A 25850-nucleotide genomic window follows, 5' to 3' on the forward strand; every position below is an offset into this window, starting at 1 on the left:
AACAGCAATACCTGTTGTACCGTTTACTAATAAATTAGGGAAACGCGCTGGTAGTACTATCGGTTCTCTTTCGGAACCATCATAGTTATCTTGATAATCAATTGTATTTTTTGAAATATCACGTATTAATTCCATAGAAATCTTAGACATTCTTGCCTCTGTATAACGCATTGCAGCTGCTGAATCTCCATCTACAGAACCGAAGTTACCATGCCCATCTACAAGCATATAACGTTGACTAAAATCTTGCGCCATACGTACCATTGTTTCATAAACGGCTGAATCACCATGAGGGTGATACTTACCGATTACTTCACCGACAATACGTGCTGATTTCTTATACGCTTTATCAGCTGTAATTCCTAAATCATTCATCGCATATAAAACCCTACGATGCACAGGTTTTAATCCATCACGAACATCTGGTAATGCACGAGATACGATAACACTCATTGCGTAATCTAAAAATGAGGTACGCATTTCATGACTAATATTAATTTCTCGAATTCGTGCTTGTTGTTGATTGTCTGACATCAACGAGCACCTCCTCTTACATTTCCGTTACACATACATTGATTTATATGTAGAAGACAGGAATACTTAGATTCCTGTCATTACTCATTTAAATATCAAGGTTCTTCACGTATTTTGCATTCTCTTGGATAAAGTTACGACGTGGCTCTACTTTATCTCCCATTAAAATTTCAAATGTTTCGTCTGCTTCAATTGCATCTTGAAGGGAAACTTGAAGTAATGAACGTACTTCTGGATCCATTGTCGTCTCCCATAGCTGAGTTGGATTCATTTCCCCTAGACCTTTATAACGCTGAATCCCTGGCTTAGGTTGGGCCGGTAATTCTGCTAAGATTTTTTCAAGTTCCTTATCGTTGTAAGCATATTGAATTTTTTTACCTTGTTGTATTTTAAACAACGGCGGCTGTGCAATATAGATATAACCACACTCAATTATTTGACGCATATAACGATAGAAGAACGTTAATAATAGGGTACGAATATGTGCACCATCAACATCGGCATCGGTCATAATAATAACCTTATGATAGCGTGCTTTTTCAATATCGAAGTCTCCACCAATATTTGTACCAATCGCCGTAATAATTGTACGAACTTCATCATTTGATAAAATCTTATCTAAGCGTGCCTTTTCCACATTAATAATTTTACCCTTCAGCGGTAAAATTGCTTGGAAATGACGATCGCGTCCTTGTTTTGCAGATCCACCCGCAGAGTCACCCTCTACGATGTAAATTTCACTAATTGCTGGATCTTTCGAAGAGCAATCAGCTAATTTACCAGGTAAACTTGAAACTTCTAACGCACTCTTTCGACGTGTCAATTCACGCGCTTTTTTCGCAGCTACACGTGCACGTGCAGCCATCGTACCTTTTTCTACAATTTTTCGCGCTACATTAGGATTTTCTAGTAAGAACTTTTCAAACGCCTCTGAGAATACAGACTCTGTAATTGTTCTCGCTTCACTATTCCCAAGTTTTGTCTTCGTTTGTCCTTCAAATTGTGGATTTGGATGCTCGATTGATACAATTGCTGTTAAACCTTCACGAACATCCTCACCAGTTAAATTACTGTCCGCATCTTTTAAAATGCTATTTTTACGACCATAGTCGTTGATTACACGAGTTAAAGCTGTTTTAAAACCTACCTCATGTGTACCACCTTCATACGTATGGATGTTATTCGTAAATGAGTAAATATTATTTGTGTATCCCTCGTTATATTGAAGAGAAACCTCAACCTGAATACCATCTTTTGAACCTTCTACGTACACAGGCTCTTCATGAATCGGTTGTTTTGAGCGATTTAAATGCTCAACGTATGATTTAATTCCACCTTCGTAATGGAATTCTTTCTTTTGCTTATGTTCACGTTTATCTTCAATTGTTAATTTAATATTACGATTTAAAAACGCTAATTCACGCATACGAGTTGCTAGCGTATCAAAATCGTATACTGTTGTTTCTTGGAAAATTTCCGGATCTGGTTTAAATCGAGTTATTGTTCCTGTTTGATCTGTGTCACCAATGACTTTTAAATCCGCAACCGGAATACCTCTTTCGTATTTTTGGTAATGGATTTTACCTTCACGATGTACAAATACTTCTAATTCTGTTGATAGAGCATTTACAACCGATGCCCCAACACCATGTAAACCACCAGAAACTTTATAACCGCCACCGCCAAATTTACCACCGGCATGGAGAACAGTCATAATAACTTCTACAGCTGGACGTCCCATTTTTTCTTGTATACCAACCGGAATACCACGCCCATTATCCGTTACACGAATACTATTATCTTCTTCGATACTAACATTAATTTCATCACAATAACCTGCAAGTGCTTCATCAATACTATTATCTACGATTTCCCACACAAGATGGTGAAGCCCTTTTCCACTTGTAGATCCAATATACATACCAGGGCGTTTCCGAACTGCCTCTAGTCCTTCAAGCACCTGTATCTGACTTTCATCATATGCATTTTCTTGCATTTGCTTTTGTTCCATTGACACAAAGATCACCTACTTTTCCATTTAAACAGGGGTTATTCCCTATCTATTTCACAATCTACAGTGCCGTTCGTTACATGAATTGTTTTCGCTTCTTTTAATGTTTCGTGTTCAATTCCGTCGACACTCGTCGTTGTAACAAATGTTTGCACTTTTCCTTGAATTGTATTTAAAAGATGTGATTGACGATAATCATCTAATTCTGATAAAACATCATCCAACAAAAGGATTGGATATTCTTTAACCTCTGAATAAATCAATTCAATTTCAGCTAATTTTAGGGATAGTGCGGTCGTTCGTTGTTGTCCTTGCGAACCAAAGACTTGAACATTTTTACTATTAACGAAGAATTGTAAATCGTCACGATGAGGACCAATTAAAGTCGTACCACGGAAAATTTCACGTTGTTTCACAGATTGAAAACTTTCATAGTATACTTCTTTTATTTTCGACAAATCCATTGATTCTGATACATCTACACTTGGTTTATAGACAATTTCTAACTCTTCTAATCCACGGCTTATACCTCGATGAATTGGAGCTGCCCATTCCTGTAGCAAATGCAAAAATTCAAAACGTTTTTGCAGTATTTTCGCACCATGCTCAATTAGTTGAAGTGTAAATACATCCAACATCGTTTCCTCATTCTTACTATTCCCTTGCATTTTTTTCAACAAGTGATTTCGTTGCGTGAGCACCTTTTGATATTGACTTAATTCATACAAATATACAGGAGCTATTTGTCCTAATTCCATATCTAAAAAGCGTCTTCTTACTTGAGGGCTTCCTTTTACAAGATTTAAATCTTCTGGGGCAAACATGACAACGTTCATCACGCCAATATATTGACTTAACTTTTGTTGTTCAAGTTGATTTAATTTTGCCTTTTTACCTTTTTTCGAAATATTTAATTCCAAAGACAAAGAACTGTTTCTTTTTTGTAATTTCCCCTTTATTTGACCAAAATCTTCATCCCAGCGGATAAGTTCGCGATCATTAGAGGTTCTATGAGATTTCGTCATCGCTAAAACATAAATAGCTTCCATCAAATTTGTTTTCCCTTGTGCATTTTCGCCGATAATTACATTTACCTTATCTTCAAAGGAAAGCTCTAATTTTTCATAATTGCGATAGTTTTTTAATTGTATTTCTGAAATAAACAAAGGGCTCCCCCTTTATGCCTGAACTTGGAAAGTTCCGCTTCCTGGAATTTCAATAACATCATTCGCATATAGTTTGCGACCTCTTCTATTTTCAAGTTCGTTGTTCACGTACACTTCATATTCTTGTAAAAACCATTTTACAGCGCCACCTGTATCAATTACATCAGCTAACTTTAAAAATTGTCCTAGTGTAATATACTCTGTTGAAATTTTAATACGTTTCATAAAATCGCTCACTTTCTGAAAGTGTTCATTCTTTCATTGTACTAAATAAACTAGCATTAGGAAAGTAATACCCAAAAATCAAATAAGGGCCACTAGCATCTTTAAACTAGCAACCCTTATTCCTTACCTAGTAAGTACGAACCGGTAAAATTAATTGAATAATTGAATCATCATTTACTGTACGAATTAAGAACGGTCTCATTGCCCCAGTAAAGCTAACTTTAATCTCTGTACTATCCAAAGCTTTTAATGCATCCATCATATATTTTGCACTAAAAGATATTTTTAACTCTTCTCCATCTACTTTTTCGCATTGTACTTCTTCGACAACTTTTCCGATTTCTGGTGAATTCGAAGAAATCTCTAGCATTTCTTGCTCTAAAGTTGATAATTTAACAACGTTATTGCGGCCATCTCTTGCTAATAGTGAAGCACGATCAATTGCTTGTAGGAATTCTTTTGTATTTACAAAAATATCCGTTTTACTCTCTGCTGGAATTAAACGTGTCGTATCAGGATAATTTCCTTCTAACAATCTTGAGAAGAATAATAAATGTTTTGTACGGAATAATACTTGATACTCCGTAATAACGATATCTACCATTTCTTCAGACTCATCTAAAATTTTACTTAATTCATTTAAGCTCTTACCTGGAATAACAACATTAGCTTGGAATTCATCTGCAATGTTATGTCCTTCAATTTTTGCTTTTCGAAGTGCCAGTCTATGACTATCTGTTGCAATACAAGTTAACTCGCTGTTATATACCTTCCAGTTTACACCTGTCAAGATCGGTCTTGTTTCAGAAGTAGAAACTGCAAATACAGTTTGTCTGATCATATGCTTAAGTAAATCTGTTGGTATCTTAAATACATGATGTTCTTCAATCTGTGGCAATAACGGATATTCTGCAGAATCTAAACCATTTAAGTTAAACTCTGATTTTCCAGATTTTATTTTTGTCATAAAATGATTTTCTACAGAAATTTCGACAGTGTCTTTAGGTAGTTTTTTTACAATCTCACTAAAATATTTTGCCTGTAAAACAATGCTTCCTGATTGAGCAATTTCTACGATTTCTTTTCCATCTTCTTCGACTGGAATAAACGATTCAATAGAAATATCAGCATCGCTTCCTGTTAATGTAACCCCTTCTTCAGTAGCTACAACTTTAATTCCCGTAAGGATGGGGATTGTTGTACGAGAAGAAACTGCCTTCATTACATCTTGTACACCTCTTACAAGATAGTCTTTTTGTATTGTAAAACGCATAAAGAAAAACCTCCGGTAAGTATAAGATTTTATTTAATTAATAAAGATAAAAAAATAGTAGTAATAGTAATAGGGCTTGTGGATATGTGGATAACCCCTATAAAGGATGTAAAAACAGTCTATCTACATGTGGATAGACTGTGCGTAAAACAAGGTAAGTTATTCACACTATTCAGCTACTACTTTAAAATACCATTAATTTCTTCAACTTGCTTTTGTAATTGCGTATCGGTTTTTAGTAGTTTAGAGATTTTTTCATGGGCATGGATAACTGTTGTATGATCACGTCCACCAAATTCTTCACCTATTTTTGGTAAAGAGGAATCTGTAAGCTCGCGCGATAAATACATTGCAATTTGGCGAGGAAACGCAACTGATTTGGTACGTTTTTTCGCTTTAAAATCTTCTAATTTCACTTGATAAACATCCCCGACAGCTTTTTGGATATCATAAATAGAGATAATTTTTGGCTTAGAATTTGGAATAATATCTTTAAGTGCTTCAGCTGCTAAATCAGCATTAATATCTTTATTAATTAAAGATGAATAAGCTACAACTCGGATAAGTGCACCTTCTAATTCACGAATATTTGAATCAATTTGATTTGCGATATAAAGCATAACTTCATTTGGTATATCAAGCCCTTCAGCTTTTGCTTTTTTGCGTAAAATCGCAATTCGTGTCTCTAAATCTGGCGGCGTAATATCTGTAATAAGCCCCCATTCAAAGCGGGAACGAAGACGATCTTCTAAAGTCGGAATTTCTTTTGGTGGTCGATCACTAGAAATTACAATTTGTTTACTTTCTTCGTGTAATGCATTAAATGTATGGAAAAACTCTTCTTGAGTTTGTTCTTTTCCAGCAAGAAATTGAATATCATCTATCAATAAAACATCTACGTTGCGATATTTATTACGAAAATCAACAGCCTTATTATCACGAATAGAGTTAATAAATTCATTTGTAAATTTTTCTGATGATAAATATACAACTTTTGCATTTGGATTATGTTCAATTACATAATGACCAATTGCGTGCATTAAATGCGTCTTTCCAAGCCCAACTCCCCCGTAAATAAAGAGTGGGTTATACGCTTTAGCTGGCGCCTCGGCTACAGCTAATGAAGCTGCATGGGCAAAACGGTTACCAGAGCCGATAACAAATGTATCAAATGTATATTTTGGATTTAACATGCTCTGTGGTAAATGAGCTGAATCATCTTGTGCTGGATTCGGCTTAACTGGAGGCAGATCAATATCCTCTTCAGCTTGACTTTGAGGAATAATAAAGCGAATTGCTAATTTTGCCCCTGTTAAATCGTATAGTGTTTCTGAAATTAGTTCGGAGTAATGAGATTCTAGCCAGTCACGAGCAAATTCATTTGGAGCTGTAATCGTTAATACGTCTTTCTTCAAGTTATGAGCCGTTGTTGATTTTAACCATGTCTCATAACTAGGCTTGCTTACCTTTTTTTCTAATTCTTTTAAGGCACTATTCCATAAATCAGAGATATTTTCCAAAGGTGTCCCTCCTTTACTAAGATGGTAAAAGAATAAGGTTGCGCAACAAATGTACAACCCAATAAATATAAAATGTATATTTATACGAAACGTATTTTAAAACCTAAAAACGTCGTTTGTATATGAGATAGGGTTTTCGACAAAAAAAGCAAATGTGGACAACTATTTACCCACATGTGATTAAAACTGTCCACATGTTATACACAAACTGTGGATAAAATAAAGGTGTGGAAAACTTATTCAAAGTGAAAACACAACTATAATATCAAAAAAAAGTGGCTATAGCAATGAATTTAAGAAAGTTATCCACAAAATCAATACCTTGTGGAATAAACTTGTCCACAACACGATATACTGTGTAAAAGTGCGAAAAAAGTTTGTGGATATAAAAAACGTGAAAAAACATTTATCCACAAGGAAATATAGGTGCTGTGTAAAAGTATGTGAATAGGTTCAAAATGAATATTTGATGAAAATTTCTAGAACCATTGACATTTTCCTAGTTGATTAACTATAATTTATAGGACTGTCTTTAACAGATATTCCTCAGGGAGGTGTCATATAATGAAAAGAACTTACCAACCAAATAAACGTAAGCGCAGCAAAGTACATGGTTTCCGCAGCCGTATGAGCACAGCGAACGGACGTAAAGTGCTAGCAGCTCGTCGTCGTAAAGGAAGAAAAGTATTATCTGCGTAGACCACTGATCGTTCAGTGGTCTTTTTTTCTAATAATAGTGAATTTCCGCTGATGAAATACAGGAGTGTCAATTGATATGAAGAAAAAACATCGTATAAAGAAGAATGATGAATTCCAGGCGGTTTTTCAAAAAGGAAAATCAAATGCGAATCGTCAGTTTGTTGTATACCAATTAGATAAAGAAGAACAGCCAAACTTTCGCATCGGCCTTTCTGTTAGCAAGAAAATTGGAAATGCAGTAGTTCGTAATCGAATTAAGCGCATGGTCCGTCAGGCTATTACAGAGTTAAAAGATGAGATAGATTCTGGGAAAGATTTTGTTATAATAGCAAGGAAGCCTTGTGCAGAGATGACATATGAAGAAGTAAAGAAAAGCTTAATTCATGTCTTTAAACGCTCTGGTATGAAAAGAATAAAAAAGTAGCGTAAGGAAATGAATTACACTATATACATACCGATACAAGGAGGAGTAGGCTTTGAAAAAGAAATTAGGTTTACTAGCCATGGTCGTTGCATTAATGGCGATTGCCACCGGTTGTAGTGAAACGGGTCAGCCGATTACATCGAAAAGTACTGGGATTTGGAATGAATATTTCGTATATCCGCTTTCTCAGTTAATCACGTATTTTGCCGACTTATTTAACAGTAATTACGGTTTAGCAATTGTTATTACAACTCTTATCATTCGTTTTGCATTATTACCACTAATGATTAAACAAACGAAGAGTACGAAAGCGATGCAAGCGTTACAACCGGAAATGGTGAAGTTAAAAGAGAAATATAGCTCTAAAGATCAAGCGACACAGCAAAAACTGCAGCAAGAAATGATGCAGTTATATCAAAAAAATGGTGTAAATCCATTAGCTGGTTGTTTACCAATCTTTATTCAAATGCCAATTCTGTTCGCTTTTTATCATGCAATTATGAGAACAGCTGAAATTAAACAACATAGTTTCTTATGGTTCGATTTAGGACATGCAGACCCGTTCTATATCTTACCGGTCGTTGCAGCAATTACGACATTTATTCAGCAAAAGCTTGCAATGGCAGGAACAGCTGGTCAAAATCCGCAAATGGCAATGATGCTTTGGCTTATGCCGATTATGATTTTAATCTTTGCAATTAACTTCCCAGCCGCATTATCACTTTACTGGGTTGTTGGTAATATCTTTGGTATTGCTCAAATGTACTTTATCAAAGGGCCAGAAATTAAGGCTAGCAAAGCTGGAGGCTCAAGCAAGTGAGTATAATTACTGCTAAAGGACAAACAGTCGAGCTGGCAGTAGAGGATGCTTTAAGGCAATTAAATACATCAAAAGATCGAGTAGATATAAATATTGTCGATGAGGGTAAAAGAGGATTCTTAGGTTTATTTGGGAATCGTCCTGCAGTAGTAGAAGTTGTATTGAAGAAAGATCCAATTCAAGAATGTGAAGAATATTTAAGAAATGTTATTCACGATATGGGTGTGGAAGTTGAGATTAGTAAAATTGTAAAAGGACGCGAAATTGAATTTACAATTTCTGGTGATAATGTAGGTGTTTTAATTGGGAAAAGAGGTAATACATTGAACTCTTTACAGTATTTAACAAAACTTGTCGCGAATCGTAACACGAAGCAGTATATCGGTATTACACTAGATGCTGAAAATTATCGTAGTAAAAGAAAAAGTACGTTAGAATCACTTTCTTATCGATTAGCGAAACAAGTATTTAATACGAAAAAAAGAGTTATTTTAGAACCGATGCCATCTTTTGAACGAAAAATTATTCATCAGGCATTATCAAATCATCAAGGTATCAATACAACTTCTGAAGGAAATGAACCACATCGGCATGTTGTAATATCTCCTAAATGACCGGTTGCTCAAATGAGTGCCGGTTTTTTTGAGCGGAAAATAGATGTGGATAACTAAAAAACACTAAACTTATCCACTGTGAATAAGTTTAGTGTTTTTTACATGGGGATATAATAAAATGAGTTATTCTTCTTTTGTAGATAGGTTCGTTATGGTATCCTAATAATTTAGTGAAAGAAATAATCATGTTGAAATAGAGATAAATAAGCAAGTGAGGTGAAAGGACATGGAATTTGATACAATTGCTGCGATTTCCACAGCGCTTGGAGAGGGTGCAATTGCCATTGTTCGAGTAAGTGGGGATGATGCGGTTGAGAAAGTTAATCGTATTTTTAAGGGGAAGGATTTAACAGAGGTTCCTTCTCACACTATTCATTATGGTCATATTGTTGATTTAGATACAAATCAAGTTATTGAAGAAGTTATGGTGTCTATTATGCGCGCACCAAGGACTTTTACACGTGAAAATATAGTGGAAATTAACTGTCACGGTGGACTTGTTTCAGTAAATAAAGTATTGCAACTTATTCTAGCACAAGGAGTACGATTGGCAGAACCGGGCGAATTTACAAAACGTGCTTTTTTAAATGGACGTATCGATTTATCACAAGCAGAAGCTGTTATGGATTTGATTCGAGCAAAAACAGATCGTGCGATGAATGTAGCAATTAATCAAATGGAAGGGCGATTATCTAAATTAATTGGTCTTTTGCGTCAAGAAATATTAGAAACATTAGCTCATGTTGAGGTAAATATAGATTATCCAGAATACGATGATGTAGAAGAGATGACACATAATATTTTAATTGAGAAAGCGACGCATGTTCGTTCGGAAATCGAAAAAATATTAGAAACATCAAAACAAGGGAAAATTTTACGTGAGGGTATTGCTACAGCAATTATCGGTAGACCCAACGTTGGGAAATCATCGTTATTAAATAGTCTTGTTCAGGAGAAAAAGGCAATTGTAACTGATATTGCAGGAACAACTCGTGATGTTATTGAAGAGTACGTTAACGTGCGTGGTGTACCTCTTAAACTTATAGATACAGCCGGTATTCGGGAGACAGAAGATGTTGTTGAACGAATTGGTGTGGAACGTTCAAAAGAAATGATGAGCCAAGCGGATTTAGTATTAGTTGTTGTCAACTATAGCGAGGCTTTAACAAATGAGGATGAAGATCTATTCCGTGCGGTACAAGGAAAAGACTTTATTGTTATTGTGAATAAGACTGATTTACCGCAAGCGATTGATATGGAACGTGTTACAGAGTTAGCCGCGGGAAATCGTGTTATTACAACATCCTTAATTGAGGAACAAGGAATAGATGAACTCGAAAAGGCAATAGCTGATTTATTCTTTGAAGGAACAATCGATTCTGCAGATATGACATATGTTTCTAATGCGAGACATATTGGATTATTAACACAAGCAGGAAAAACAATCGGTGATGCAGTTGAGGCGATTGAAAATGGTGTACCAATTGATATGGTACAAATTGATTTAACAAGAACGTGGGAAATACTTGGTGAAATTACTGGGGACACAGTGCATGAAAGCTTAATTGACCAGTTGTTCTCTCAATTTTGTTTAGGAAAATAATATAGTGAAGTTGTAGAAAGATAGAGATTATTAGGAGGAATAAACAATGGGATACAATGCCGGTTCATACGATGTCATAGTAATCGGTGCAGGTCATGCAGGATGTGAAGCTGGTCTTGCGGCAGCACGAATGGGCTCAAAAACATTAATGTTAACAATTAACTTGGATATGGTAGCATTCATGCCATGTAACCCTTCTGTTGGTGGACCAGCAAAAGGGATTGTTGTTCGTGAAATTGATGCATTAGGCGGAGAAATGGGACGTAATATTGATAAAACTCATATTCAAATGCGTATGCTAAATACAGGTAAGGGACCAGCCGTACGTGCACTTCGAGCGCAAGCTGATAAATTCTCTTACCAACATGAATTAAAGAAAACAATTGAAGAAACACCAAACTTAACGTTGTTCCAAGGAATGGTAGAGCGTTTAATCGTTGAAGAAGGTGTATGTAAAGGGGTAGTTACACAAGCTGGTGCAGAATATACAGCAAAAACAGTTGTAATTACAACTGGAACATTTTTACGCGGCGAGATTATCATGGGCGACTTAAAATATTCAAGTGGTCCAAATAATCAGCAACCGTCTATTACATTATCTGAGCATTTAGAGGAGCTTGGATTTGATCTTGTGAGATTTAAAACAGGGACACCTCCTCGTGTAAACAGTAATACAATTGACTACAGTAAAACAGAAATTCAACCAGGTGATGATAAGCCACGTGCATTCTCTTTTGAAACAACGAAATTTATTATGGATCAAATTCCATGTTGGTTGACATATACAAGTACAGAAACACACCGTTTAATAGATGAAAATTTACATCGTTCAGCTATGTATTCTGGTATGATTAAAGGAACAGGTCCTAGATACTGTCCTTCTATTGAAGACAAAGTAGTAAGATTTAATGATAAACCACGTCATCAAATTTTCTTAGAGCCAGAAGGGCGTAATACACAAGAAGTATATGTACAAGGTTTATCCACAAGCTTACCAGAAGATGTACAACGTGACATGCTTAGAACAATTCCAGGCCTAGAAAATGTTGAAATGATGCGTACAGGTTATGCAATTGAATATGATGCAATTGTGCCAACACAACTATGGCCAACACTTGAAACGAAAAAGATTAAAAATTTATATACAGCAGGACAAATTAATGGAACTTCTGGTTACGAAGAGGCGGCCGGACAAGGGCTTATGGCTGGAATTAATGCAGCATGCCGTTCTTTAGGTAAAGAAGAAGTTGTTTTAGGTCGCGAGGATGCTTATATTGGCGTCTTAATTGATGATCTTGTAACGAAAGGTACAAATGAACCATATCGTTTATTAACGTCTCGTGCAGAATACCGTCTATTATTACGCCACGATAATGCTGATCTTCGTTTAACTGAAGTTGGTCGTAAAATTGGATTAATTAAAGAAGAGCGCTATGAGCGATTTACAAATAAAAAATTACAAATTGAACAGGAAAAGGAACGTTTAAGCAGCATTATTATTAAACCACGTCCTGAAGTTCAAGAATTAATTCGCAATATTGGCGGAAGTGAATTGAAAGATGGAATACGTGCAAGTGACTTATTACGTCGTCCAGAGATGACATATGAGCATATTCATCTTTTAGTACCAAGTGAAGTAGAATTAAGTGATGAAGTTAAAGAACAAGTTGAAATTCAGATTAAGTATGAAGGATATATTGAAAAATCTTTACAGCAAGTAGAGCGTATGAAGAAAATGGAGAATAAAAAAATCCCTGTAGATATTGATTATGATGCGATTTCTAGCATTGCTTCAGAAGCTAGACAGAAATTGAAAGATGTTCGTCCACTTTCAATGGGGCAGGCTTCACGTATTTCTGGCGTAAATCCAGCGGATATTTCCATTTTACTTGTGTATATAGAACAAGGAAAAATTGCACGCGTATCGAACCAATAAATAGTAAGGAGATATTGCTAGATGAACATAGAACAATTTCAATCTATGCTAGAAGAGAAGGGAATCACCCTCTCTTCTAGACAGTTAGAGCAGTTCAAAATCTACTTTGAAACATTAGTAGAGTGGAATGAAAAAATGAACTTAACGGCTATTACAGAAAAAGAAGAAGTATATTTAAAACACTTTTTTGATTCCATTACAGCTGCTTTTTATTATGATTTTTCAAAACCATTCTCAATTTGCGATGTTGGTGCAGGGGCTGGATTCCCAAGTATTCCTTTAAAAATTTGTTTCCCGCATTTAAAAGTAACAATTGTAGATTCGTTGCAAAAACGTATTAATTTCTTAAATCACTTAGCACAAAAGTTAGAATTAAGTGATGTTGCATTTTGTCACGATCGTGCTGAAACGTTTGGGAAAAAAGAAGGTGTACGTGAATCATACGATATTGTAATGGCACGTGCAGTTGCGCGTCTTTCTGTATTAAGTGAGCTATGTTTACCGCTTGTAAAAGTTGGAGGAACATTCATTGCAATGAAAGGTGCAGCAGCAAACGAAGAAATTGAAAATGGCAAGTATGCTTTAGAGGTGCTAGGCGGAGAGTTAAAAGAGATGTCTACGTTCCAATTACCGTTTGAAGAGAGTGAACGTAATATTTTATTAATCGAGAAAAAGCGCAAGACACCAAAGAAATATCCACGCAAACCGGGAACACCCAATAAATTACCTATTGAAAAATAAATCTTATTAGACGTAAGATTAAATTATATAAATGAAAACGTAAATGTTTCATAGGAAACATTTTATGGAGAATAGTCAATAGGCCTAAAAGGTGGTGGAATATGTATGAAAAATACGTTTTCTCGTTTATTTGGCTTTGGAGATAAAGAGAGCGAATTCGAATTACAAGACGAAAGCCATGAAGAGATAGATAAAAAGGTATATGAAGAAATACAAGAAATTCCGATAGTAAATATTACCCCTAACCGTTATCAACCAAGAACAGTTTTTGATGATGCGCGTATTGATGAGCTAGCATTAACAATTCGTACACATGGACTTATTCAGCCGATTGTTGTAAGGCAATATGAGGATGATAAGTACGAGATTATTGCTGGAGAAAGACGTTTTCGCGCGGCAACAAAGTTAGGTTGGGAAAAGGTTCCTGCAATTATAAAGAACTTAAATGATACAGAGACAGCTTCTGTAGCTTTAATTGAAAACTTGCAACGTGAGGAACTAACGGCAATCGAGGAAGCTGTGGCATATCAAAAGCTGATTGAGTTACATAATTTAACACAAGAAGCATTGGCACAACGACTTGGAAAAGGACAATCTACAATCGCAAATAAGTTGCGATTGTTAAAGTTGCCTGAAGAAATAAAAAGTGCATTATTAGAAAAAAGCATTACAGAACGTCATGCCCGCGCTCTCATTCCTTTAAAAAATGAGGAATTACAACTGAAAGTTTTACAGGAAATTGTGGAGAAACAACTAAATGTAAAGCAAACAGAAGAACGAATTGCGAAGTTACTAGAGGAAGCGAAACCGAAGCGTAAGGCAAAGCAAAAAGCAGTAAGTCGAGATACGAGGATTGCTATGAATACAATTAGACAATCTTTACAAATGGTTACTGAAAGTGGTTTGAATGTTAATTCTGAGGAAGAAGAATTTGATGAGTACTATCAAATTACAATTAAAATTCCAAAGAAAAAATAATAATGACGTGCTAGAGACCTTATCCTATTGGAGAGGTCTCTTTTACTATATTTTCTTGTTAAATGAAGAAGGAGTTTAGAAATAAATTTTGAAGTTTAATAAAGGACGTAAAAGAAAAAGTTTTATTTCATGTTACAATAAACGTAATTGTTACTAGAATAAGATAGAAAGGTTGAAAGTAGGTGACATCATGGGAAAAATCATTGCTATTGCTAATCAAAAAGGCGGTGTTGGAAAAACGACAACATCTGTTAATTTAGGGGCTGGATTGGCGCAAGTAGGTAAAAAAGTCCTTCTTGTAGATATTGATGCTCAAGGAAATGCAACGACTGGTGTGGGAATTGAAAAATCTGAATTAGATCAATGTATTTACAACGTTCTTGTGGAAGATGCAGATGTTCAAGGGGTTATACAGAAAACCGCAACTGAAAACTTAGATGTTCTACCCGCTACAATTCAATTGGCTGGTGCTGAAATTGAATTGGTACCGACTATTTCCCGGGAAGTACGTTTGCAAAGAGCATTACAGCCAGTTCGTGATGAATATGACTATATTATTATCGACTGTCCCCCATCTTTAGGGTTATTAACGATTAATGCATTAACAGCAGCAGATTCTGTTATTATTCCTGTACAGTGTGAATACTACGCACTAGAAGGGTTAAGTCAGCTATTAAATACAGTTCGACTTGTACAAAAACATTTAAATAAAAATTTAGCAATTCAAGGTGTATTGTTAACAATGTTGGATGCCCGTACAAATTTAGGGATCCAAGTTATAGATGAAGTGAAAAAGTATTTTAGGGATAAAGTATATCGCTCGATTATTCCGCGTAATGTACGCTTGAGCGAGGCTCCAAGTCATGGGAAACCTATTATGCAGTATGACGCTAAATCAAGAGGAGCAGAAGTATATATAGATTTAGCAGAGGAAGTGATTGCAGGTGGCTAAAGGATTAGGAAGAGGAATTAATGTGTTTTTTCCTGATTTAGATGTGAAAGAAGAGGAAACAATTCAGGAGATTCTTGTAACTGAATTAAGGCCGAATCCATATCAACCGCGTAAACACTTTAATAAAGAGGCGATTCAGGAATTAGCAATTTCGATTAAGGAACACGGTATTCTACAACCATTAATTGCTAGGAAGAGCATTAAAGGATATGAAATTGTTGCAGGTGAAAGACGATTTCGTGCTGCAAAAGAGGCTGGTTTAGAAAAAGTACCTGCGGTTGTAAGACAATTAAATGAACAGCAAATGATGGAATTTGCTTTGTTAGAAAACTTACAACGAGAAGATTTAAATCCTATGGAAGAGGCAATGGCATACCAGATGTTAATGAATGAGCTAAATGTAACGCAAGAACAATTAGCGAAACGTCTTGGTAAAAGCAGACCTTACATTGCAAATTATACTAGGTTATTAAGCCTACCTTCTTTCGTACAAGATATGATTGCAAATGGTCAACTTTCAATGGCTCATGGGAGAACTTTACTTACGATAAAAGATGAAGAACAATTGAAGTCCTTATTGAAACGCATTGAAAAAGAAGGATTAAATGTTCGTCAATTAGAGAAAATCGTCCAAGAGATTAATCAACACGTTTCACGTGAAACAAAAAAAGTGAAAAAAGAGCGAAATATATTTTTCGTAGAACGTGAAACGTTCTTAAGAGAAAAGTTTGGCACAGATGTGAAAATTAAAGAGACGAAAAAAGAAAAAGGTAAAATCGAAATTGAATTTTTTAATAAAGAAGATTTAAATCGTATTTTAGAACTATTAGCACAGAAAAATTAAAAAGCAAACCATCTTATTATTTATAGATGGTTTGCTTTTTTTAATGCGGATAATTTTTGATCCGTCTCTTTTATACTTTGTGCGATTACATCAGCCATTTTCATGACTAAACTTAATCTTGTATTTTGAAGAACGAAAAACTCCATAAACCCATTTAGATTGACGATACCGTGTATGTGCAAATCACCAACTGCAGGTAATTTCTTATTCATAGCAGCTCCAGGTTTACTAGGTCCCTTTCCAGTAGTGATTGATCCGATATTTTGGGACTTTCCTAAACATGCATCAACAGCAATTATAAATGCAGTAGGATATTCTTTCTGTATATTCTGAATTTTCTCTTCTAAATTTAGCGCATGTACTGGCTCATCTAGTGTACCGAATACTTGGAGGTTTTGGATGTCTATTTGTTCAAGTTTTGTACCAACTAATGGGCCGAGTGCGTCACCCGTAGAGCGATCTGTGCCGATACAAACGAGAATGAGTGGTATATTAGTTTTAATAGGAATATGGGTAAGTAAGAAATTACTGATTATCTCGGAGGCTTCTAGATCTTGGTGCATAACGTTTTGAGTTTCTTTCTCAAAAAATGGTAAGCGAAAACTTCCAATATTCATGAAGCACCCATCCTTTTAATAAATTTTCAATATGTGTTATATGGTGAGGAAAATGGAAAGTTATAAGTGCGTAATTTTTGCAAAATGTGAATGAAAACGGAAATAATAGTACTAGTATATATATATCCGTTCCATTTTATACCTGGATATCGGGGATAAAATAGGATTAAAATCATAAAATTTTTTCAGCAATTAGGGGACTTCTGATACAATAATAAGGGTAACTAAAAAGAAATTTTAGCTAGAGAGGTAGAGGTACATGGATTTATTAACGAAGTGGTTTAATTCTATGAAACAGTATTTATTAGATGCTGATCGTTGGGCTCATATTGGAGTTGCGACATTAAAAATATGCATTATTTTAATAATTAGTGCGGTTGTTGTGCGAATTGCAAGAGCGGTTGTACGAAATGCGTTTCGCATGGGAAGTCGTTCTCCAATTCAAATTTCAGAACGTCGTACAGTTACAGTAGCGAAATTACTTGAAAATATTGTAGCGTACGTTGTTATGTTCATTATGCTAATTGCGATTTTAGGTGTGTTTGATATTAATGCATCAGGTTTATTAGCGGGTGCTGGGGTAATTGGTTTAGCAGTCGGATTTGGTGCTCAAAGTTTAGTGAAAGACGTTATTACAGGTTTATTTATTTTGTTAGAAGATCAGTTTTCAGTTGGCGATTATGTTAAAATCGGTCAATTTGAAGGAGTCGTTTTAGAAATTGGACTTCGTACAACGAAAGTAAAGAGTTGGACAGGTGAAATTCATACTTTACCAAATGGAAGTATTATTCAAGTTACTAACTACTCAGTTAGTAATAGTGTAGCGTTTGTTGATGTATCTATTTCATATGAGGCTGATATTGCGAAAGCAGAGCAGGTTATTGAAGATTTATTAGTAGAATTACCTTCAAAGTACGAAAAAATGGTAACAACGCCTCAATTATTAGGTGTGCAAACATTAGCTGCATCAGAAGTTATATTACGTGTTATTGCTGAAGTAGAACCGATGCAACATGCAGTTATTGCAAGGGCACTTCGTAAAGAGATTAAAAATCGTCTTGATTTACATGGGATTGAAATTCCATATCCGCGTATGGTTTTATATAATCGTGAAGAATTAGTTAGTGGAAAAGCAATTTAGTATGGAGAGGAGTTTGGAGAGTGGAGCAAAAGGAATATAACTTGTATGATGTTGTGGAAATGAAGAAAGCCCATCCATGTGGCGAGAATCGTTGGAAAATTATTCGTATGGGAATGGATATCCGCATTAAGTGCGAGGGGTGTGACCATTCAGTAATGATTCCTCGAAGAGAGTTTGATCGTAAGGTAAAAAAAATACTTGTGAAGCACGAAGAATAGAGGGAGAGTAACAGTTACAGTAGGTAACTGTTACTTTTTTTCGTTTGGCGGAAACTTGTCATTTTTTTCGTTACTATCTATAATGATGAAAGATTGAGACATAGGAGTGAAAAATATGGGATTAACGGCTGGGATTGTTGGATTACCTAACGTAGGGAAGTCCACTTTATTTAATGCAATTACACAAGCAGGAGCAGAATCTGCGAACTATCCATTCTGTACAATTGATCCAAACGTAGGGATTGTAGAAGTACCAGATGAGCGTTTAAATAAATTAACGGAACTAGTAGAACCGAAAAAGACTGTTCCGACTGTATTCGAGTTTACTGATATTGCAGGTATCGTAAAAGGTGCTAGTAAAGGTGAAGGGTTAGGAAATAAATTCTTATCTCACATTCGTCAAGTAGATGCAATTTGTCAAGTTGTTCGTTGTTTTGAAGACGAAAATATTACGCACGTTTCAGGGAAAGTAGATCCAATTGATGATATTGAAACAATCAATTTAGAGCTAATTTTAGCGGACTTAGAGTCTGTTGATAAGCGTATCGAGCGTGTTGCGAAATTAGCAAGACAAAAAGATAAAGAAGCGGTATATGAGCATGAAATTTTAGTTCGTTTAAAAGAAGCTTTTGAAGAGGGAAAACCAGCTCGTACTGTTGAATTTACAGAAGAGCAGATGAAGATTGTTAAAGGCCTTCATTTACTTACAACAAAAGAAATGTTATACGTAGCGAATGTAAGTGAAGACGATGTTATCGATCCTTCGGAAAATAAATACGTACAAATGGTAAAAGAATTTGCAGCAAATGAAAATTCTCAAGTTATCGTTGTATGTGCAAAAATCGAATCAGAAATCGCTGAATTAGACGAAGAAGAGAAAAAAGTATTCCTTGAAGAATTAGGAATTGAAGAGTCTGGTTTAGATCAATTAATTCGTGCAGCATATGATCTATTAGGACTTGCTACTTACTTTACAGCTGGCGTTCAAGAAGTACGTGCTTGGACATTTAAACAAGGAATGAAGGCACCGCAATGTGCTGGTGTTATTCATACAGACTTTGAGCGTGGATTTATTCGTGCAGAAACAGTTTCTTACGATGACTTAATGACAAACGGTTCTATGACAGCTGCAAAAGAAGCTGGAAAAGTACGTTTAGAAGGAAAAGAATATATCGTAAAAGACGGAGATGTTATGCACTTCCGTTTTAACGTTTAATTTAATATTTCCTAGGAAAAATAAAGATATGAGCTTGGCAAATATATTATATGTTTGCCAAGTTTTTTATGTATTGGTGAGTTGATTCATATAACTTACTATGATATAATCTAAACTCGTGAGTAATTACTATAAATTAATTGCTCCTTGCCCATTACGGGCCGTTTAGACCAAAAGGAGGTGAAAGTGTAATGAGAAAGTACGAAATTATGTACATCATTCGTCCTGGCGTTGAAGAAGAAGCTCAAAAAGCTTTAGTTGAACGTTTTGCAGGTGTTTTAACAAACAATGGTGCAGAAATCATTAACACGAAAGAGTGGGGTAAGCGTCGTTTAGCTTACGAAATCAACGACTTACGTGAAGGTTTCTACATGATCTTAAACGTGAAATCTAACGCAGAAGCGATTAACGAATTCGACCGTTTAGCTAAGATCAACGAAGACATCCTTCGTCATATCGTTGTTAAAGAAGAAGAAAAATAATTGATATATAAGGGAGAGTGGTTCGATTGATGAATCGTGTTATCCTCGTTGGTCGTTTAACTAAGGACCCTGACTTACGTTACACGCCCAATGGTGTTGCAGTAGCTACTTTTACGTTAGCTGTGAATCGCGCATTTGCCAATCAACAAGGTGAGCGTGAAGCTGACTTTATTAATTGTGTAATATGGCGTAAACAAGCAGAAAACGTAGCAAATTATTTGAAAAAAGGTAGCTTAGCAGGCGTAGATGGACGTCTTCAAACTCGTAATTACGAGGGACAAGATGGTAAACGTGTATACGTAACAGAAGTTCTTGCGGAAAGCGTGCAATTTTTAGAGCCGCGTAATGGCGGTGGGGAGCAACGTGGTTCATTTAATCAGCAACCATCAGGAGCTGGTTTCGGTAACCAAGGCTCTAACCCATTTGGTCAATCTAGTAATTCAGGTAACCAAGGTAACTCTGGATTTACGAAGAATGACGATCCATTTTCAAATGTAGGTCAACCGATCGACATTTCCGACGACGATTTACCGTTCTAATACAGTAAATTTGTTAGTTTTAACAAAGAATGGAGGGAAATAGACATGGCAGGACGCAAAGGTGGACGTGCGAAACGTCGTAAGGTGTGTTTCTTCACAGCTAACGGCATCACTCGCATTGACTATAAAGATGTTGATTTATTAAAACGTTTCGTTTCTGAGCGTGGTAAAATTTTACCTCGTCGTGTAACAGGAACAAGCGCGAAATACCAACGCAAACTTACAGTTGCAATTAAACGTGCTCGTCAAATGGCACTTTTACCATATGTTGGTGAATAATAGCGTATGAAATGCACAGTAGAGTCGGACTCTACTGTGCATTTTGCTATGCTTTTCTTTTTTGAAAGAGAGGTTAAAATGTGAAACAAGCAAGATTTATTACTGAAGGTGCCGCGTTGTTGGCTATATATGCAATGTTATTGCTTATATCTATGTATGTTCCGATTTTGGGTACAGTTGTAACTTTTGCGTTGCCGTTACCATTTATACTATTAATGATAAGACATAAACTATCTAATGTGCTCGTGGTTTTTGTAGCGGCACTTTTTGTTACTGTTATTGTGAGTCAACCGATGAATTTAGTGAAGACAATTATGTTTGGATTGATAGGGATTGTTTTAGGATATATGTATAAAACAAGAAAAAAGCCAGTGGAAATCTTAATAGCTGGGACGCTTGCATACTTAATTGGTTTTGTACTTATTTATGTTGCGAGTATAAAGTTTTTCAACATAGATATAATGAAGCAAATGCAAAGTATATTTAGTGAAAGTATGGCGAAAAGCGAAAAGATAGTAAGTGCTACAGGTATGCCGATTAGTAAGGAACAAAAAGAGTTACTTGCACAAATGAATGATATATTACAATCATTACTTCCGAGTATACTTGTGCTAGTTTCAGTATGTTTTTCTTGGATTACAGTGATAATATCAGGTAGTGTTTTGAAAAAGTTAAAACATGACGTTATATCTTGGCCTAAATTTAAAGATATACAATTACCAAAGAGTATCATTTGGTATTACGTTATATTTATTTTGTTAGCAACTTTTATAAAAGTAGAACCAACATCATATTTACATATGGTATTTTCTAACCTAAATGTCATATTTGCACTATTGCTTGTACTGCAAGGTCTGACATTTATCGCCTTTTTAGCGTATAGAAAAGGTTTTACTAAAGGGGTTCCTATTATTAGTTTTATTGCATGCATGTTTATTCCGATGCTGTTTCCTCTTGTGACAATCTTAGGTATAATTGACTTAGGGATTTCATTGCGTTCTAAAATAGGGGGATAAAATAATATTCCTTATACTATTTTAATCTGTTTAACTAACTGGAAGGTGAGTTAGTTTTACTTTATAGGAGTTGTATACATGCCTGAATTTGATAAGAAACAGTGGTTTTTATATCCTGTTTATGTATTGGCATTTTTTGTGTTTGTGCTCATTTCAATTCTCTGTTATTTTCATTTAATTATGGGGATAGCTGCTTTTGTCATTTTTTGTATCGTATTCTTTATCGTTATACGATTTGAACTTAATTTTCAAAGGAATTTCGAAAAGCATACGACAGATATGATTACAAGAGTAAAGAAAGTAAGTAATGAAGCATTTAACCAAATGCCGATTGGTATTTTGTTATACAATAAGGATTATGGGATTGATTGGGCAAATCCTTATTTATCTTCATGTCTGGGACAGCATGCATTAGCTGGATGGCACCTTTACGATGTATCAGAAACATTACTTCTTTTCATTAAAGGAGAAACTTCTGATGATATAGTCTCTTTAAATAATCGAAAGTTTCGCGTTTTTGTAAGGAAAGAAGAAAAGTTAATTTATTTCTTTGATGTAACGGAACAAACAGAAATCGAAAAGATGTACGAGGATCAAAGGACTGTTTTAGCTGTCATCTATTTGGATAATTATGATGAAGTTACACAAGGATTAGATGATCAATTACGTACGAATATAACAAGTCTTGTGACATCGCGACTAAATGAATGGGCACTTAAGTATGGGGCGTATTTAAAACGTGCATCTTCAGAAAGATTCTTCGTTGTGCTAAATGAAAGTATTTTGACGCAGATGGAAAAAGGGAAATTTAGCATTTTAGATCAGGTGCGTGAAGAAACATCTAAAAGGAATATACCACTTACATTAAGTGTGGGTGTCGGATCAGGTGATTTACCTTTATCAGAGCTTGGAGCAATGGCTCAATCTGGTTTAGATCTTGCGCTTGGGCGTGGGGGAGACCAAGTAGCTATTAAACAAGCGACAGGTAAAGTTAAGTTCTATGGAGGTAAGACAAATCCGGTTGAAAAACGTACCCGTGTACGCGCTAGGGTCATTTCGCATGCGTTAAAGGATTTAGTATTAGAAAGTAGTAATGTCATTATTATGGGGCATAGGGCTCCCGATATGGACGCAATTGGTGCTGCGATTGGTATTTTAAAAGTGGCTCAATTAAATGAGCGTAAAGGATATATTGTGTTAGATGAAAATGATTCCGATAAAGGAATTAAGCGTTTGATGGACAAAGTGAAACAAAATGAGGAGTTATGGTCTCGTTTTATTACTCCAGAGCAAGCGATGGAATTTGCAAATGATGAGTCGTTACTTGTTGTTGTCGATACGCATAAACCTTCTATGGTGATGGAGCAAAAACTGTTACATAAAATTGAAAATGTAGTAGTTATTGATCATCATCGCCGTGGAGAAGATTTTATTGAAGATCCATTGCTAGTTTATATGGAACCATATGCTTCTTCAACAGCAGAATTGGTTACAGAATTACTTGAGTATCAACCTAAAAATTTAAAGATGACAATGTTAGAAGCGACGGCATTGTTAGCGGGTATTATTGTCGACACGAAAAGTTTCACATTCCGGACAGGGGCTCGTACATTTGATGCTGCTTCTTATTTACGCTCACATGGTGCAGATACTGTACTTGTACAAGAACTTTTAAAGGAAGATATGGATCAGTATTTACGGGTTGCAAAAGCTATAAAAAATGCGTACATTTATAAAAATGGAATTGCGATTGCTAAAGTTGATAGTGATGATTACTACGATCAAGTGCTTATTGCGCAATCGGCAGACACGTTATTAACGATGACAGGGATTATTGCATCATTTGTTGTTGCGAAACGCGGCGAGAATCTCATTGGAATTAGCAGCAGGTCTTTAGGTGAAGTGAATGTGCAGCTAATTATGGAAAACTTAGGCGGTGGCGGGCATTTGACGAATGCAGCCACACAAATGAAAAATGTTACAGTAGATGAAGCTGAGGAGAAGCTTCGATTTGTTATTGATGACTATTTACAGGGAGGCACACAATCATGAAAGTAATTTTTCTAAAAGACGTAAAAGGTAAAGGTAAAAAAGGAGAAGTAAAAAACGTACCAGATGGCTATGCAAATAACTTCTTACTAAAACAAGGATTAGCTGCTGAAGCAACAAATAGCAGTATGAAAACTTTAGAAGCTCAAAAGCGTAAAGAAGAAAAAGATGCAGCAGCAGAGCTTGAAAATGCAAAAGAGTTAAAAGAGACTTTAGAGAAATTAACTGTAGAATTAAAGGCGAAATCTGGAGAAGGTGGCCGTTTATTTGGTTCTATCACAAGCAAACAAATCGTAGATGCAATGCAAAAATCACACAAGATTAAGCTTGATAAACGTAAATTTGAAATGGACGATGCAATCCGCGCGTTAGGTTATACAAACGTTACTGTGAAATTGCATCCACAAGTAACAGCAACAGTAAAAGTTCATGTTAGTGAACAATAAAAATAAATTAAGCAAGGAGGATTGCGTATGAGTGATGTACTTGCTGATCGTACCCCTCCGCATAATATAGAGGCTGAGCAGGCGGTTTTAGGGGCCATATTGATTGATCAAGATGCGTTAACTTCAGCATCAGAGTTATTGGTACCTGATTCGTTCTATCGAACGAAACATCAAAAGATTTTTGAAGTCATGCTTGGGCTATCTGATAAGGGAGAGCCGATCGACTTAGTAATGATGACATCAGCAATGGCTGATCAAGGATTACTAGAAGAAGTTGGTGGGGTTTCTTACTTAGCAGAGTTAGCAGAAGTTGTGCCAACTGCAGCTAACGTAGAATATTACGCACGCATCATCGCTGAAAAGGCGCTTTTACGTCGTTTAATTCGCACGGCGACTCATATTGTATCGGATGGATACGAGAGAGAAGATGATGTGGATGGTCTTTTAAATGAGGCTGAGAAAAAAATATTAGAAGTATCCCATCAAACGAATGCAAAAGCATTCCAAAACATTAAAGATGTTCTTGTAGATGCTTATGACAAAATTGAACTTTTGCATAATCAAAAGGGTGAAGTTACTGGGATACCAACTGGGTTTACTGAATTAGATAAGATGACAGCAGGTTTCCAACGAAATGATTTAATTATCGTGGCAGCACGTCCATCAGTAGGGAAAACGGCATTTTCATTAAATATTGCACAAAACGTAGCGACGAAAACGGATGAAAATGTAGCGATTTTTAGTTTGGAGATGGGTGCTGATCAGCTTGTTATGCGTATGCTTTGTGCAGAAGGGAATATTGATGCACAAAGACTTCGTACTGGTTCATTAACTTCCGATGATTGGGCAAAATTAACAATGGCAATGGGGAGTCTCTCAAATGCTGGTATATATATTGATGATACGCCAGGTATTAAAGTAAATGAGATTCGAGCAAAATGTCGTAGATTAAAGCAAGAACAAGGTCTTGGTATGATTTTGATTGACTATTTGCAGCTTATTCAAGGAAGTGGGAAATCAGGAGAAAACCGTCAGCAGGAAGTATCTGAGATTTCTCGTACCTTAAAAGGGATTGCACGTGAATTGCAAGTGCCTGTTATTGCTTTATCACAGTTATCTCGTGGTGTAGAATCTCGTCAAGATAAACGCCCGATGATGTCTGATATTCGTGAATCTGGAAGTATTGAGCAGGATGCTGATATTGTAGCTTTCCTATATCGTGAAGACTACTATGATCGAGAAACGGAAAACAAAAATACAATTGAAATTATTATTGCAAAACAGCGTAACGGTCCAGTAGGTTCAGTGGAACTTGCATTCGTCAAAGAGTTCAATAAGTTCGTTAACTTAGAACGTCGTTTTGAGGATGGACATGCTCCGCCGGCATAAAGGCAGTATAAAAAAGAAACACATTTCTTATAATAAGATGTGTTTCTTTTTTTTTATAAGAAAGATAAGGCTTTCATAAGTTAAATATATAATTCTTACGAACGAAAAAGTTTTTTTA

The 25850-nt window shown here is 35.7% G+C and carries 27 protein-coding genes (1 of these 27 only partly in view); 20 read left to right on the top strand and 7 right to left on the bottom strand.

The window, feature by feature from the left end; all coding sequences use genetic code 11:
* The 6 genes from gyrA to dnaA form a co-directional block, all read right to left on the bottom strand.
* A protein-coding gene (gene gyrA, locus QCI79_RS13420) for a DNA gyrase subunit A (protein ID WP_001282864.1) crosses the window boundary here: on the bottom strand, positions 1–534 show its 5' end (the start). It extends 1938 nt beyond the left edge of the window; only the first 534 of its 2472 coding nucleotides appear in the window; its start codon is at positions 532–534; its stop codon lies off the left edge, out of view.
* Positions 535–622: 88 nt separating this feature from the next.
* A complete protein-coding gene (gene gyrB / locus QCI79_RS13425) occupies positions 623–2545 on the bottom strand; it encodes a DNA topoisomerase (ATP-hydrolyzing) subunit B (RefSeq protein WP_021727685.1) in 1923 nt (640 codons plus the stop codon).
* Between the two features lie 38 nt (positions 2546–2583).
* On the bottom strand, positions 2584–3711 hold the full coding sequence (recF, locus tag QCI79_RS13430) for a DNA replication/repair protein RecF (protein WP_071699966.1): 1128 nt from the start codon (positions 3709–3711) through the stop codon (positions 2584–2586).
* 12 nt (positions 3712–3723) lie between these two features.
* Complete coding sequence (yaaA, locus tag QCI79_RS13435; RefSeq protein ID WP_000821364.1) at positions 3724–3936, bottom strand: S4 domain-containing protein YaaA; 213 nt, start codon at positions 3934–3936, stop codon at positions 3724–3726.
* 127 nt (positions 3937–4063) lie between these two features.
* Positions 4064–5209 carry a DNA polymerase III subunit beta gene (gene dnaN / locus QCI79_RS13440; RefSeq protein ID WP_001212884.1) on the bottom strand — a complete coding sequence of 382 codons (1146 nt, stop codon included), beginning with the start codon at positions 5207–5209 and terminating at the stop codon, positions 4064–4066.
* 179 nt (positions 5210–5388) lie between these two features.
* Entirely contained in the window at positions 5389–6729 is a 1341-nt protein-coding gene (dnaA, locus tag QCI79_RS13445; RefSeq protein ID WP_000428017.1) for a chromosomal replication initiator protein DnaA, read from the bottom strand.
* 564 nt (positions 6730–7293) lie between these two features.
* Between dnaA and rpmH the strand changes: the two genes are divergently transcribed.
* From rpmH to spo0J, 10 genes are all read left to right on the top strand, one after another.
* The gene (rpmH, locus tag QCI79_RS13450; RefSeq protein WP_000831901.1) at positions 7294–7428 is read left to right on the top strand and encodes a 50S ribosomal protein L34; all 135 of its coding nucleotides are present in this window, start codon (positions 7294–7296) and stop codon (positions 7426–7428) included.
* A 76-nt stretch (positions 7429–7504) separates the two neighbouring features.
* Positions 7505–7852, top strand: a complete 348-nt coding sequence (gene rnpA / locus QCI79_RS13455) for a ribonuclease P protein component (RefSeq protein ID WP_000726621.1) — start codon at positions 7505–7507, stop codon at positions 7850–7852.
* 52 nt (positions 7853–7904) lie between these two features.
* Positions 7905–8672 (top strand): YidC family membrane integrase SpoIIIJ, encoded by a 768-nt coding sequence (spoIIIJ, locus tag QCI79_RS13460; protein ID WP_000727737.1) that lies wholly within the window; start codon positions 7905–7907, stop codon positions 8670–8672.
* Positions 8669–9286, top strand: a complete 618-nt coding sequence (jag, locus tag QCI79_RS13465) for an RNA-binding cell elongation regulator Jag/EloR (RefSeq protein WP_000022792.1) — start codon at positions 8669–8671, stop codon at positions 9284–9286. Before spoIIIJ ends, jag begins: the two co-directional genes overlap by 4 nt.
* Before the next feature lie 226 nt (positions 9287–9512).
* Positions 9513–10889, top strand: a complete 1377-nt coding sequence (gene mnmE / locus QCI79_RS13470; protein WP_000393769.1) for a tRNA uridine-5-carboxymethylaminomethyl(34) synthesis GTPase MnmE — start codon at positions 9513–9515, stop codon at positions 10887–10889.
* A gap of 46 nt (positions 10890–10935) precedes the next feature.
* Positions 10936–12825: a tRNA uridine-5-carboxymethylaminomethyl(34) synthesis enzyme MnmG gene (mnmG, locus tag QCI79_RS13475; protein WP_000541055.1), complete on the top strand. Its 1890-nt coding sequence runs from the start codon at positions 10936–10938 to the stop codon at positions 12823–12825.
* A gap of 21 nt (positions 12826–12846) precedes the next feature.
* Positions 12847–13566, top strand: coding sequence for a 16S rRNA (guanine(527)-N(7))-methyltransferase RsmG (rsmG, locus tag QCI79_RS13480; RefSeq protein WP_001019628.1), 720 nt, complete (start codon positions 12847–12849; stop codon positions 13564–13566).
* Positions 13567–13671: 105 nt separating this feature from the next.
* Positions 13672–14544 (top strand): nucleoid occlusion protein, encoded by an 873-nt coding sequence (gene noc / locus QCI79_RS13485; protein WP_000799016.1) that lies wholly within the window; start codon positions 13672–13674, stop codon positions 14542–14544.
* Between the two features lie 190 nt (positions 14545–14734).
* Positions 14735–15496: a sporulation initiation inhibitor protein Soj gene (soj, locus tag QCI79_RS13490; protein WP_000516114.1), complete on the top strand. Its 762-nt coding sequence runs from the start codon at positions 14735–14737 to the stop codon at positions 15494–15496.
* Positions 15489–16340, top strand: coding sequence for a stage 0 sporulation protein Spo0J (gene spo0J, locus QCI79_RS13495; protein WP_001051829.1), 852 nt, complete (start codon positions 15489–15491; stop codon positions 16338–16340). The genes soj and spo0J overlap by 8 nt, the downstream gene beginning before the upstream one ends.
* Positions 16341–16360: 20 nt before the next feature.
* Here the strand turns inward: spo0J and yyaC are convergent, their stop codons facing one another.
* On the bottom strand, positions 16361–16957 hold the full coding sequence (gene yyaC / locus QCI79_RS13500) for a spore protease YyaC (RefSeq protein ID WP_001020715.1): 597 nt from the start codon (positions 16955–16957) through the stop codon (positions 16361–16363).
* Positions 16958–17216: 259 nt separating this feature from the next.
* On the opposite strand from yyaC, the gene QCI79_RS13505 reads away from it, so the two are divergent.
* The 10 genes from QCI79_RS13505 to dnaB all read left to right on the top strand — a co-directional run bounded on the left by QCI79_RS13505 (position 17217) and on the right by dnaB (position 25732).
* Positions 17217–18098 carry a mechanosensitive ion channel family protein gene (locus tag QCI79_RS13505; protein WP_021727684.1) on the top strand — a complete coding sequence of 294 codons (882 nt, stop codon included), beginning with the start codon at positions 17217–17219 and terminating at the stop codon, positions 18096–18098.
* A 20-nt stretch (positions 18099–18118) separates the two neighbouring features.
* A complete protein-coding gene (locus QCI79_RS13510; RefSeq protein WP_000435485.1) occupies positions 18119–18316 on the top strand; it encodes a DUF951 domain-containing protein in 198 nt (65 codons plus the stop codon).
* Positions 18317–18431: 115 nt separating this feature from the next.
* On the top strand, positions 18432–19532 hold the full coding sequence (gene ychF / locus QCI79_RS13515) for a redox-regulated ATPase YchF (protein ID WP_000524667.1): 1101 nt from the start codon (positions 18432–18434) through the stop codon (positions 19530–19532).
* Between the two features lie 191 nt (positions 19533–19723).
* Positions 19724–20014 (top strand): 30S ribosomal protein S6, encoded by a 291-nt coding sequence (rpsF, locus tag QCI79_RS13520; RefSeq protein WP_001233778.1) that lies wholly within the window; start codon positions 19724–19726, stop codon positions 20012–20014.
* A gap of 26 nt (positions 20015–20040) precedes the next feature.
* Positions 20041–20553 (top strand): single-stranded DNA-binding protein, encoded by a 513-nt coding sequence (ssb, locus tag QCI79_RS13525; protein WP_000981966.1) that lies wholly within the window; start codon positions 20041–20043, stop codon positions 20551–20553.
* 45 nt (positions 20554–20598) lie between these two features.
* Positions 20599–20832: a 30S ribosomal protein S18 gene (gene rpsR / locus QCI79_RS13530; protein WP_000918873.1), complete on the top strand. Its 234-nt coding sequence runs from the start codon at positions 20599–20601 to the stop codon at positions 20830–20832.
* A gap of 80 nt (positions 20833–20912) precedes the next feature.
* Positions 20913–21848, top strand: a complete 936-nt coding sequence (locus tag QCI79_RS13535) for a YybS family protein (RefSeq protein WP_000806422.1) — start codon at positions 20913–20915, stop codon at positions 21846–21848.
* A gap of 78 nt (positions 21849–21926) precedes the next feature.
* Positions 21927–23900 (top strand): DHH family phosphoesterase, encoded by a 1974-nt coding sequence (locus QCI79_RS13540; RefSeq protein WP_001113788.1) that lies wholly within the window; start codon positions 21927–21929, stop codon positions 23898–23900.
* A complete protein-coding gene (gene rplI, locus QCI79_RS13545; protein ID WP_000864228.1) occupies positions 23897–24343 on the top strand; it encodes a 50S ribosomal protein L9 in 447 nt (148 codons plus the stop codon). Before QCI79_RS13540 ends, rplI begins: the two co-directional genes overlap by 4 nt.
* A 27-nt stretch (positions 24344–24370) precedes the next feature.
* Positions 24371–25732 (top strand): replicative DNA helicase, encoded by a 1362-nt coding sequence (dnaB, locus tag QCI79_RS13550; protein ID WP_001286148.1) that lies wholly within the window; start codon positions 24371–24373, stop codon positions 25730–25732.
* The last annotated feature ends 118 nt before the right edge of the window (positions 25733–25850 follow it).

The sequence above is a fragment of the Bacillus cereus group sp. MG1 genome, assembly GCF_040460035.1.
Classification (GTDB): Bacteria; Bacillota; Bacilli; order Bacillales; family Bacillaceae_G; genus Bacillus_A; species Bacillus_A cereus.

Excerpts from the sequence above, each read along its gene's own strand:
- gyrB (WP_021727685.1), bottom strand. The coding sequence starts at position 2,545 with ATGGAACAAAAGCAAATGCAAGAAAATGCATATGATGAAAGTCAGATA.
- yaaA (WP_000821364.1), bottom strand. The coding sequence starts at position 3,936 with ATGAAACGTATTAAAATTTCAACAGAGTATATTACACTAGGACAATTT.
- dnaN (WP_001212884.1), bottom strand. The coding sequence starts at position 5,209 with ATGCGTTTTACAATACAAAAAGACTATCTTGTAAGAGGTGTACAAGAT.
- rpmH (WP_000831901.1), top strand. The coding sequence starts at position 7,294 with ATGAAAAGAACTTACCAACCAAATAAACGTAAGCGCAGCAAAGTACAT.
- rnpA (WP_000726621.1), top strand. The coding sequence starts at position 7,505 with ATGAAGAAAAAACATCGTATAAAGAAGAATGATGAATTCCAGGCGGTT.
- mnmE (WP_000393769.1), top strand. The coding sequence starts at position 9,513 with ATGGAATTTGATACAATTGCTGCGATTTCCACAGCGCTTGGAGAGGGT.
- mnmG (WP_000541055.1), top strand. The coding sequence starts at position 10,936 with ATGGGATACAATGCCGGTTCATACGATGTCATAGTAATCGGTGCAGGT.
- rsmG (WP_001019628.1), top strand. The coding sequence starts at position 12,847 with ATGAACATAGAACAATTTCAATCTATGCTAGAAGAGAAGGGAATCACC.
- noc (WP_000799016.1), top strand. The coding sequence starts at position 13,672 with ATGAAAAATACGTTTTCTCGTTTATTTGGCTTTGGAGATAAAGAGAGC.
- soj (WP_000516114.1), top strand. The coding sequence starts at position 14,735 with ATGGGAAAAATCATTGCTATTGCTAATCAAAAAGGCGGTGTTGGAAAA.
- yyaC (WP_001020715.1), bottom strand. The coding sequence starts at position 16,957 with ATGAATATTGGAAGTTTTCGCTTACCATTTTTTGAGAAAGAAACTCAA.
- QCI79_RS13505 (WP_021727684.1), top strand. The coding sequence starts at position 17,217 with ATGGATTTATTAACGAAGTGGTTTAATTCTATGAAACAGTATTTATTA.
- ychF (WP_000524667.1), top strand. The coding sequence starts at position 18,432 with ATGGGATTAACGGCTGGGATTGTTGGATTACCTAACGTAGGGAAGTCC.
- rpsF (WP_001233778.1), top strand. The coding sequence starts at position 19,724 with ATGAGAAAGTACGAAATTATGTACATCATTCGTCCTGGCGTTGAAGAA.
- rpsR (WP_000918873.1), top strand. The coding sequence starts at position 20,599 with ATGGCAGGACGCAAAGGTGGACGTGCGAAACGTCGTAAGGTGTGTTTC.
- QCI79_RS13540 (WP_001113788.1), top strand. The coding sequence starts at position 21,927 with ATGCCTGAATTTGATAAGAAACAGTGGTTTTTATATCCTGTTTATGTA.
- rplI (WP_000864228.1), top strand. The coding sequence starts at position 23,897 with ATGAAAGTAATTTTTCTAAAAGACGTAAAAGGTAAAGGTAAAAAAGGA.
- dnaB (WP_001286148.1), top strand. The coding sequence starts at position 24,371 with ATGAGTGATGTACTTGCTGATCGTACCCCTCCGCATAATATAGAGGCT.